This is a genomic window from Nocardioides sp., assembly GCF_035697785.1.
Lineage (GTDB): Bacteria > Actinomycetota > Actinomycetes > Propionibacteriales > Nocardioidaceae > Nocardioides_B.
The window spans coordinates 1-9408 of sequence record NZ_DASSCL010000070.1 but is presented as its reverse complement, the minus strand read 5'-3'; the positions used below and the strand labels follow the sequence as shown (position 1 = coordinate 9408).

The window sequence follows — 9408 nt, the reverse complement described above, 5'->3', positions numbered from 1 at the left end:
GGTGGCCCCCGAGCGACGCGGCGAGGGGCTCGCCACCGCCGGCATGGCCGCGGTGGTCAGGCTGGCGCTGGCGGACGTGGCGCCGGTCGTCTCCCTCTACGTCAACGAACACAACCTGGCGGCCCGGCGGGTCTACGACGCGGTCGGCTTCAGCCAGACCGCCGAGTTCACCACGGTTATGTTCTGACATGGCCCGCCCACCCGCCGTCGAGGTCGCGCCCCAGGTGTGGCGGATCCCCACGGTCGGCCGCAACCTCGTGAACTCGTTCGCGTTCGTCGACGACGACGGCAGCGTCACCCTCGTCGACTGCGGAGTGGCCAAGGCGCCGCCGCGGATCGTCGCGGGGCTGGCGGCGATCGGCAAGCGGCCCGCAGACGTCACCCGGATCCTGCTCACGCACGTGCACCCCGACCACGCAGGTGGCGCCGCCGAGCTGTCCCGCCAGACCGGTGCCGACGTCTGGCTGCACGAGGGCGACCACCCCTCCGCGACCGCCGGCACCATCGTGCAGAAGCCCGACCAGCGGTTCCTGCTCGGCCGCCTCTTCGCGCGACTGCCCGACCCGCACTTCGAGCCGTTCCGGCCCGGGCCGCTGCTGAACGACGGCGACGTGCTGCCGGTGGCCGGCGGTCTGCGCGTCGTGCACACCCCCGGGCACTCGCCGGGCCACGTCTCCCTCCTCCATGAGCCGACGCGGACCCTGGTCACCGGTGACGCGATGTTCAACTTCGGCTTCCGGGGGCTGAGCCTGTCGCCGAAGTTCCTGTGCGCCGACTTCGCGCTGACCCGGCAGACCGTGCACCGGCTCGGCGAGCTGGAGTACGACGTCGCCGCGTTCACGCACGGACCCGAGATGACCGAGCGGCCGCGGGAGCGGATCCGCGGCTTCCTGTCCCGCCTCGGTCGCGAGGCATAACTGGTTCGCGACGGCCCGAACCCGACGGTTAGCCTTGCGCTCATGATCCTGCGGATGTCCACCCTGTTCGTGCGCACGCTGCGCGAGGACCCCGCGGACGCAGAGGTGCCGAGCCACCGGCTGCTCGTCCGTGCGGGCTACATCCGGCGTGCCGCGCCGGGCATCTACTCGTGGCTGCCTCTCGGTCTCCGGGTGCTGCGCAACATCGAGGCCATCGTCCGCGAGGAGATGGACGCCATGGGGGCACAGGAGCTCCAGTTCCCCGCCCTGCTGCCGCGCGAGCCCTACGAGGCCTCCGGCCGTTGGACCGAGTACGGCGACGCCCTCTTCCGACTCCAGGACCGCAAGGGCGCCGACTACCTGCTCGGCCCCACCCACGAGGAGCTGTTCACGCTCGTCGTCAAGGACCTCTACTCGTCGTACAAGGACCTCCCGGTCTGGCTCTACCAGATCCAGACGAAGTACCGCGACGAGGCGCGTCCTCGCGCCGGCCTGCTGCGCGGTCGCGAGTTCGTCATGAAGGACTCCTACTCCTTCGACACCACCGACGAGGGTCTCGACAAGTCGTACGCCGCTCACCGCGAGGCCTACGTGCGCACCTTCGACCGCCTCGGGTTCGACTACGTCGTGGTCAAGGCGACCTCGGGCGCGATGGGTGGGTCCAAGTCGGAGGAGTTCCTCGCGACCGCCGCCAACGGCGAGGACACCTACGTCCGCTGCACGCGGTGCGACTACGCCGCGAACGTCGAGGCCGTCGAGGTGCGTGCCCCACAGCCCGTGTCGTACGACGGGGTGCCCGAGGCACACGCCGAGCAGACCCCGGACACCCCCACCATCGAGACGCTCGTCGACCACCTCAACGAGAAGTTCCCGCGCGAGGACCGGCCCTGGCACGCCGGCGACACGCTGAAGAACGTCCTGGTCGTGCTCAAGCACCCCGACGGCACCCGCGAGCCGCTGGCGATCGGGCTGCCCGGCGACCGCGAGGTCGACGAGAAGCGGCTCGGCGGCCAGCTCGAGCCCACGGAGGTCGAGGCCTTCGCCGAGCAGGACTTCGCCGCGCACCCGGTGCTGGCCAAGGGCTACATCGGCCCCGGCGTGCTCGGGGAGAAGAACGCCTCCAGGATCCGCTACGTCGTCGACCCCCGCGTCGTCGAGGGCACCCGCTGGGTGACCGGCGCCGACGTCGACGGCAGCCACGTCATCGACCTCGTCGCGGGCCGGGACTTCACGCCCGACGGCACCATCGAGGCCGCGGAGGTGCGCGACGGCGACCCCTGCCCGAACTGTGAGGCGGGCACCCTCGAGACCGCGCGCGGCATCGAGATGGGGCACATCTTCCAGCTCGGCCGCAAGTACGCCGACGCGCTCGACCTGCGCGTGCTCGACGAGAACGGCAAGCTCGTCACGGTGACGATGGGCTCCTACGGCATCGGCGTCTCGCGCGCCGTGGCGGCGATCGCGGAGAACACCCACGACGAGCTCGGCCTGGTCTGGCCGCGCGAGGTGGCGCCAGCCGACGTGCACCTGGTGGCCACCGGCAAGGACGACGCGGTCTACGAGGCCGCCCGACAGCTGGCCGACACCCTGCACGCAGAGGGCCTGACGGTGCTCTACGACGACCGGCCCAAGGTCTCACCCGGGGTGAAGTTCAAGGACGCCGAGCTGCTCGGTGTCCCGACGATCGCTGTCGTCGGCAAGGGCCTCGTCGACGGTGTCGTCGAGGTGAAGGACCGGGCGACGGGGGAGCGGGAGAACGTCGCGGTCGACGCGGTCGCCGAGCACCTGCTCCGGGTCGTCCGTGGCTGACCCAGCCGTCGACGCGGTCATCTTCGACTGGGGCGGCACCCTCACGCCGTGGCACACGGTGGACTTCGAGCAGGAGGCGCTGGCGCTGGCCCAGGCGGTGACCGGGGTCTCGACCACCGAGATCGCCGAAGCGGCCGAGGCGCTCCGCGCGGCCGGCGACGCGGTGTGGGCGCGCAGCCGCGACCACCACAGCAGCGCCACCGTCGCCGACGTCTTCGGTGAGGCCGGGCTCGCGCACGACGAGTCGCTGCTCACGGCGTACCGCGACTTCTGGGCGCCGCACACGCACACCGACCCCGACGTGCTCCCGCTCTTCGAGGCGCTCCGCTCCGACGGCGTCCGGGTGGGGGTGCTGTCCAACACGGTCTGGCCGCGGGCGTGGCACGAGGAGTTCTTCGACCGTGACGGTGTGCTGCACCTGATCGACGGCGCCGTCTACACCAGCGAGATCCCGTGGACCAAGCCGGCACCGGAGGCGTTCCTCGCGGCGATGAAGGCGGTCCGGGTCGACGACCCGGCGACATGCGTCTTCGTCGGTGACCGGCTCTTCGACGACATCTGGGGCGCGGGCAACGCGGGCATGCGCACCGTGCACGTCCCGCACAGCGACATTCCCGGCGCCCAGCTCGGGCACTCCGTGGGCGAACCGGACGCCGTGGTCCAGCGGCTGTCGGACGTGTACGACGTCGTCTCGCGCTGGCGCGGCTGACCGGTCCGACCCGGGTCCTGCACGATTCGGAACCTGCGCAAACCTGCACGAACTGGCGGCCCGAGAGGTCTTCCGTGGTCGCTGTCCCCGCGGGCAGGATCAGCGCGTCCCGGGCAGGTGTCCCGGGAGCTCTCGGACAGACAGGACAGGACATGATCCGTTTCCGTTACCGCACCGCAGCCATGGCCGGCGCCACCATGCTGGCCCTGGCGGGTGCGACCGTCCCCGCCCAGGCGGCAGTCCCCGCCGCCGACCGTGCACCGGCGTGCTTCGACCCCCAGGACGTCGGCGCCGGGAGTGCCGCCGCACGAGGTGGCTTCGCCGACCGCGACCACCGCGACATCACGCCGGCACAGCAGCGGGCCATCGAGGCGCGCACCGCGAAGATCCTCGGCGCCAAGGGCAAGCCCGGCGGCGGTGGCTCCGGCGCGGCACAGGCCGGCAACATCCCGGTCTACGTCCACGTGATGGCAGCCGCCGACGGGACCGGAGACGTCACCGACAGCCAGATCGCCCAGCAGGTCACGGTGCTCAACCGGACCTACGGCGGCCAGGAGTCCGGATCGGCCTCGAACACCGGCTTCACGTTCACCCTCGCCGGCGTCGACCGTCACTACAACAACCAGTGGCACGCCGACAGGCAGAGCTCGACCTACCGGTCCCAGACCCGCCAGGGCGGCGCGAACGCCCTGAACATCTGGCTCGTCGACTTCGCGTACCTGGGGATCGCGACCTTCCCCTGGGACTACAGCAGAAGCGGCAGCATCGACGGCATCCGGGTGCACTACGACTCGCTTCCGGGCGGCGGCATCGCCAACTACAACCTCGGCGAGACGGCCACCCACGAGGCCGGCCACTGGCTGGGGCTCTACCACACGTTCCAGGGCGGCTGCACGAGCACCAACGACGAGGTGGGTGACACCCCTGCCCAGAGCTCGGCGACCAACGGCTGCCCGACCGGGCGCGACTCCTGCTCGCTGCCGGGGCTGGACCCGATCCACAACTACATGGACTACTCCTACGACTCCTGCTACACGGAGTTCACCGCCGGCCAGACCGCCCGGATGCAGCAGATGTTCGGCGCCTACCGCGCCTGACGCAGGGTCGTAACGGGCGAAGCGGGAAGAAAAATCTCCCGGGCTACCCGAGGCATGGGTCGTTGGTACTAGTACCGGTCTAGTACCAACGATTCCCCCTCTGACCCCTCGCTTTGGGGGTTGTGCCGCTGACCGGCGCCGGATTTTTCCCAGACGATTGGCTGCCAAACCTGTACCAAAGTGCACGGCGTGGCCAATGTTGGAACGCGGCCGCGGGTGGGCACTATCGGGGCGTCCGGAGGGTTCCGGACACCTCGAAAGGTGCCAGACATGTCCGGACCCGGCCTCGCAGCGAAGGCGCTGGTGACAGCGACCCTCGTCGTGGTCGGATCTGCTCTGCCCACCCAGACCGCGGCGGCCCGACCCCCGGTCGGCGACGGCTCCACCTGTGTGCAGCCGAAGCCGGTGCCGGCGGATGCGTCCGCCGCCCGCACCCGCGGTGATCGGGGGCCCGACCACCAGGTGCTCAGCGCTGCGGAGCGGGCCGACGTCGCGCGACGCACGGCGCGGATCCTGGCCCAGAAGAACCAGTCGCTCGACCGGCGCGCCAAGCGTCGCGCGCCGGGCACCATCCCCGTCTACGTCCACGTGATGACGGCCAAGGACGGCACCGGCAGCGTCACCAGGTCCCGGGTCGACCGGCAGATCGACGTGCTCAACGCGGCGTTCAGCGGCGCCGAGTCGCCCGGGGTCGCGGCCGACACCGGGTTCCGCTTCGTGCTCGCCGACCTCGAGCGCCACGTCGACAACGCGTGGCACAGCGACCGCCAGCACACCACCTACCGGGCGAAGACCAGGCGCGGCGGGGTCGCCGCCCTCAACGTGTGGCTCGTCGACTCCAGCGACCTGGGCGTCGCGACGTTCCCGTGGGAGTACGCCGCCAACCCGAAGATCGACGGCGTCCGGGTGCACTACGACTCGCTGCCCGGTCGCGGGATCACCAACTACAGCCTGGGCAAGACCCTCGTGCACGAGGCGGGGCACTGGCTCGGGCTCTACCACACGTTCCAGGGCGGCTGCACCGACCTGAACGACGAGGTCACGGACACCGTGGCGCAGGGCGGCCCGACGAAGGGCTGCCCGGTCGTCCAGGACACCTGCGCACTCCCGGGCTCCGACCCCGTGCACAACTACATGGACTACTCCTACGACGCCTGCTACTCCGAGTTCACCCCGGGCCAGGCGCAGCGGATGCAGCAGATGGCCCTCGCCTACCGGAGCTGACTCGTCTGGTTTGGGCGGTTTCCGGCCGAGACACGCGGATTTGTTCCCCCACGAAAGTACTTCTCACCGGACGATTCCGGCACCAGGATCTACCTGCCGGCGCAGCCGCCCGGCTCCCTCGATCCTGGAGAACCAACGATGACCCGACTCCGAGGTGCCGCGACCGCTGCTGCGGTCGTCCTCACGCTGGCCGCGACCGTCGCGCCGGCCCAGGCCGCCGAACCCGTCGCCGACCGGGCCCCGGCGGGCTGCGTGCAGCCGACCCCGGCCGGCGCCGGTGCCAAGGGTGGCCGGGCGGGCGAGGTGCAGGACCATCGGGGCATCTCCGCCGCCGAGCAGCGGGCGATCGAGGAGCGCACCACGGCGATCCTGCGCGCCAAGGGCGCGAGCCGAGCCGCTGCCGCGGTCGCTGTGCCGGTGTACGTCCACGTCATGGCGGCGGCCGACGGGACCGGGGACGTCACCGACAAGCAGATCCGCGACCAGGTCGCCGTGCTCAACACCACCTTCGCCGGGCGCGAGTCGAGCGCCGCCACGAACACCGGATTCACGTTCACGCTCGCCGGGGTCGACCGCTTCTACGACGACAAGTGGCACAACGACCAGCAGAGCAACCAGTACCGACGACTCACCCGCCAGGGCGGACCGGAGGCGCTGAACATCTGGCTGGTCGAGTTCCCGTACCTTGGCATCGCCACGTTCCCGTGGGACTACGGCAGCCAGGGCGACATCGACGGCATCCGGGTGCTGTGGAGCAGCCTGCCCGGCGGCTCGGAGACCAACTACAACCTCGGCGAGACCGCGACGCACGAGGCCGGGCACTGGTTCGGTCTCTTCCACGTGTTCCAGGGCGGCTGCAAGGAGTCACAGGGTGGCGACGGGGTGGCCGACACCCCGGCCCAGAGCGTGGCGACCAACGGCTGCCCCGAGGGCCAGGACTCCTGCCCGTCGGAGGGCCTGGACTCGATCCACAACTACATGGACTACAGCTACGACGCCTGCTACAACCAGTTCACCCTGGGCCAGTCGACCCGGATGAGCGAGATGTGGGCCGCCTACCGCGCGTGACCGGCCACTACAGCTCGGGCACGCCCGGGAAGGGAGCGGGCTCCGCGCCGAACGTGAGGCCGCGGACCGCCGCGTCGGTGAGTGCGTCGATCGCCCACTGCCGGTTGGCCCGGGCGGTGCTTCCGACCGCCGCGGCGTACACCTCCGCACACCGCTCCTCGATCTCCGCGGCCGCCCGTCGGCACTGTTGCGGCGTCCGCGCCGGGTTCGGCAGCTCGTAGCTCACCTCGGACCCGACCGGCGTCGCGTCGACGGCTCGCAGCATCGCGATGACCTGGTCGCGGCGGCCCCGGTGCAGGTCGTACGCCGTGCGCAGCGCGGCGGCCAGGTCCGGCTGGGCGGACGCCGACACCCGGCCGCCGAGCACGCCGTACACGTAGACCGCGGCGTGCTCACCGGCCAGCGTCGTCTGCAACGCCTCCTCGGGGGTCATCGCGCCCCTCCCGCCGGGACCGTGGCGGCGCGGAGCACGACCGCCTGCTGGGCCGCCGAGGAGGCCATGCTGGCCAGCACCCGGGCGAAGGCGCCGGACTCGGCGGCGAACGCGCTCCGCTTGTCGACCAGTGCCAGCTCGTCCTCCCGCCGCGCGATCGCACGCACGGCGCGCGCCGCGTCATCGGGCACGCGCACCCGGCCCGGAGCGGTCGGTGCGGGCGACGGCGAAGCCGACTCCGGCGCGGCGTCCTCCAGCAGCGTGACGTGGGCGGCGTGCGCCGCGCGGGCGTCGGCGAGCACCCGCTCCAACCGTGGGTGCCGGGCCAGGGTGGCGTCGATCAGGTCGAGCAGCTCCTGCTCGTCGGTGACCACGGTGGCGGCCAGTGTCACGTCGGGCAGCGGCTCGGCCGCGCGCTCCCGGGATCGCCCACCGGCCTCCGGGTCGACCGGGTCGGGGGTGCACGCGGTGCCCACCGCGACCGTCCCGACTGCGGCCACCAGGGCGGCACGCCGGGAGAGGGCCGGGGAGTGGGGGACGTTCACCGGACGACTCTATCGAGGCCGGAGCCGGCGCCCTTCAGCGCCATTGGCAAGGGTTCGCCACCGTGCCCTAGGGTTGGGAGCACCACAACAGCAAAGCAGGAAGGATGCCCGTGAGCACTGATCAGACCCGGGACCGACTTGCAGGGGTTCTCACCGACCCGCTCAGTGCTGTGGGCCTCGACCTCGAGGCGCTCGAGCTCACGCCCGCCGGCAAGCGCCGGCTGCTGCGCGTGGCCGTCGACAAGGACGGCGGCGTCACCCTCGACGACATCGCCGAGGCGACCAAGGAGGTCTCCCGGCTGCTCGACGAGTCCGACGTGATGGGCGTCCAGCCCTACACCCTCGAGGTCACCTCGCCCGGTGTCGACCGCCCGCTCACCCACCCCCGGCACTGGCGGCGCAACAAGGGCCGCCTCGTCAAGGTGAAGTGTCGTGACGGCAGCACGGTCACCGGCCGGATCGCCGGCAACGACGACGACGCGGCCTCGCTCGACGTGGACGGCACCGAGCGGCGGGTCGCCTTCGCCGACGTCGCGAAGGCCAAGGTCCAGATCGAGCTCAACCGCCGGGAGGTTTGACATGGACATCGACCTGACTGTGCTCCGCGCCCTCGAGCGGGAGAAGGAGATCTCCTTCGACATCCTCGTCGAGGCGCTCGAGCAGGCCCTGCTCACCGCTTACCACAAGACCCCCGGTGCGGTGGAGAAGGCCCGGGTCGTGCTGGACCGCAAGTCTGGCCACGTCACCGTGCTCGCGGCCGAGACCGACGAGGAGGGCAACGTCGTCGCGGAGTACGACGACACGCCCGAGGGCTTCGGCCGGATCGCGGCGACCACCGCCAAGCAGGTGATCCTGCAGCGGCTCCGCGACGCCGAGGACGACGTGAAGTTCGGTGAGTTCTCCGGCAAGGAGGGCGACATCATCTCCGGCGTGATCCAGCAGGGCCGCGACCCCAACGACGTGATGGTCGACCTCGGACGGCTCGAGGCGCTGCTGCCGATGGCCGAGCGGGTGCCGGGGGAGACCTACGCTCACGGCGAGCGGATCAAGTGCCTCGTGGTGAGCGTGCGCAAGGGCATGCGCGGCCCGCAGGTGATGCTCTCGCGGACCCACCCCAGCCTGGTCAAGAAGCTGTTCGCGCTGGAGGTCCCGGAGATCGCCGACGGCACCGTCGAGATCACCGCGATCGCCCGCGAGGCCGGCCACCGGACCAAGATCGCGGTCCGGTCCAACGTCCCGGGCGTCAACGCCAAGGGCTCGTGCATCGGGCCGATGGGCCAGCGGGTGCGCAACGTGATGAACGAGCTGCACGGCGAGAAGATCGACATCGTGGACTGGTCGGAAGACCCGCGCAGGCTCGTGGCCAACGCGCTCAGTCCGGCCCGGGTGACCAGCGTGGAGGTCGTCGACGCCGTGCAGCGGTCCGCGCGGGTCGTCGTGCCCGACTACCAGCTGTCGCTGGCCATCGGCAAGGAGGGCCAGAACGCACGCCTCGCGGCCCGGCTCACCGGGTGGCGCATCGACATCAGGTCCGACGAAGCTGCGGAGACGCCCGGCTGAGCGGGAGCCCGGGCTCAGATCTCTTCCCGGTTCGGAGAAGGCGGCT

General features: G+C 71.3%; 11 protein-coding genes. 9 read left to right on the top strand and 2 right to left on the bottom strand.

Annotated features, from left to right (window positions below; genetic code table 11):
• The 7 genes from VFH10_RS07465 to VFH10_RS07435 form a co-directional block, all read left to right on the top strand.
• On the top strand, positions 1 to 187 hold a 187-nt coding region (locus tag VFH10_RS07465; RefSeq protein WP_325127482.1), incomplete at its 5' end, for a GNAT family N-acetyltransferase.
• A 1-nt stretch (position 188) separates the two neighbouring features.
• Positions 189 to 917, top strand: coding sequence for an MBL fold metallo-hydrolase (locus VFH10_RS07460; protein WP_325127481.1), 729 nt, complete (start codon positions 189 to 191; stop codon positions 915 to 917).
• Positions 918 to 959: 42 nt separating this feature from the next.
• Positions 960 to 2726, top strand: coding sequence for a proline--tRNA ligase (locus tag VFH10_RS07455; RefSeq protein WP_325127480.1), 1767 nt, complete (start codon positions 960 to 962; stop codon positions 2724 to 2726).
• A complete protein-coding gene (locus VFH10_RS07450; RefSeq protein ID WP_325127479.1) occupies positions 2719 to 3435 on the top strand; it encodes an HAD family hydrolase in 717 nt (238 codons plus the stop codon). The genes VFH10_RS07455 and VFH10_RS07450 overlap by 8 nt, the downstream gene beginning before the upstream one ends.
• A gap of 152 nt (positions 3436 to 3587) precedes the next feature.
• Positions 3588 to 4532 (top strand): zinc metalloprotease, encoded by a 945-nt coding sequence (locus VFH10_RS07445; RefSeq protein WP_325127478.1) that lies wholly within the window; start codon positions 3588 to 3590, stop codon positions 4530 to 4532.
• Between the two features lie 270 nt (positions 4533 to 4802).
• Positions 4803 to 5756 (top strand): zinc metalloprotease, encoded by a 954-nt coding sequence (locus VFH10_RS07440; RefSeq protein WP_325127477.1) that lies wholly within the window; start codon positions 4803 to 4805, stop codon positions 5754 to 5756.
• Positions 5757 to 5894: 138 nt separating this feature from the next.
• Positions 5895 to 6824 (top strand): zinc metalloprotease, encoded by a 930-nt coding sequence (locus tag VFH10_RS07435; RefSeq protein ID WP_325127476.1) that lies wholly within the window; start codon positions 5895 to 5897, stop codon positions 6822 to 6824.
• 7 nt (positions 6825 to 6831) lie between these two features.
• On the opposite strand, the gene VFH10_RS07430 is transcribed toward VFH10_RS07435, so the two are convergent.
• On the bottom strand, positions 6832 to 7257 hold the full coding sequence (locus VFH10_RS07430; RefSeq protein WP_325127475.1) for a ferritin-like domain-containing protein: 426 nt from the start codon (positions 7255 to 7257) through the stop codon (positions 6832 to 6834).
• On the bottom strand, positions 7254 to 7802 hold the full coding sequence (locus VFH10_RS07425; protein WP_325127474.1) for a hypothetical protein: 549 nt from the start codon (positions 7800 to 7802) through the stop codon (positions 7254 to 7256). The genes VFH10_RS07430 and VFH10_RS07425 overlap by 4 nt, the downstream gene beginning before the upstream one ends.
• Before the next feature lie 104 nt (positions 7803 to 7906).
• On the opposite strand from VFH10_RS07425, the gene rimP reads away from it, so the two are divergent.
• A complete protein-coding gene (gene rimP / locus VFH10_RS07420; protein WP_414689847.1) occupies positions 7907 to 8380 on the top strand; it encodes a ribosome maturation factor RimP in 474 nt (157 codons plus the stop codon).
• Position 8381: 1 nt separating this feature from the next.
• On the top strand, positions 8382 to 9362 hold the full coding sequence (nusA, locus tag VFH10_RS07415) for a transcription termination factor NusA (RefSeq protein ID WP_325127472.1): 981 nt from the start codon (positions 8382 to 8384) through the stop codon (positions 9360 to 9362).
• The last annotated feature ends 46 nt before the right edge of the window (positions 9363 to 9408 follow it).